Annotated in this window: 1 pseudogene; it reads right to left on the reverse strand. The window is 66.3% G+C overall.

Annotation, left to right across the window (positions count from 1 at the left end):
- Window positions 1-520: pseudogene (locus AWB67_RS39335) on the reverse strand (potassium-transporting ATPase subunit B); the annotation flags it as partial.

A 520-nucleotide genomic window follows, 5' to 3' on the forward strand; every position in this document is an offset into this window, starting at 1 on the left:
CCTTCAATTCGATGACACCCAGCACGCGCGCAACGTCGCCCTGCTTCTCGGCGACCACGAGCGGCGTGCTGCCGCGCCGCGCGACGTTGTCGACGGCGGTCTGGACTTCCTGCGGATATCGTCCGCCATGCGTCTCCACGTACTGCTTCACCGAATCCGCCGCGCCCTTGCGGATCTCGTGTCCCGGCATGTCGACACCGCTCATGCGCGTTTGCGCGCTGAAGCTCAGGAAGGTCGCGTGCAGCATCGCCATGTCGCGCTGACGAATGTTGAAGCGCTGCTTGGCGAGCACCACGATGCTGCGGCCTTCAGGCGTTTCGTCTGCGAGCGACGCGAGTTGCGCCGCATCCGCGAGGTCGTGTTCCGATAAACCCGGCGCCGGCATGAACGCCGACGCCTGGCGGTTGCCCAGCGTGATGGTGCCGGTCTTGTCGAGCAACAGCACGTCGACGTCGCCCGCCGCCTCGACCGCACGGCCGGAAGTGGCGATCACATTCGCCTGCATCATCCGGCTCATGCC

Origin of the sequence: Caballeronia terrestris (assembly GCF_001544515.1) — a bacterium.
Taxonomy (GTDB): domain Bacteria; phylum Pseudomonadota; class Gammaproteobacteria; order Burkholderiales; family Burkholderiaceae; genus Caballeronia; species Caballeronia terrestris.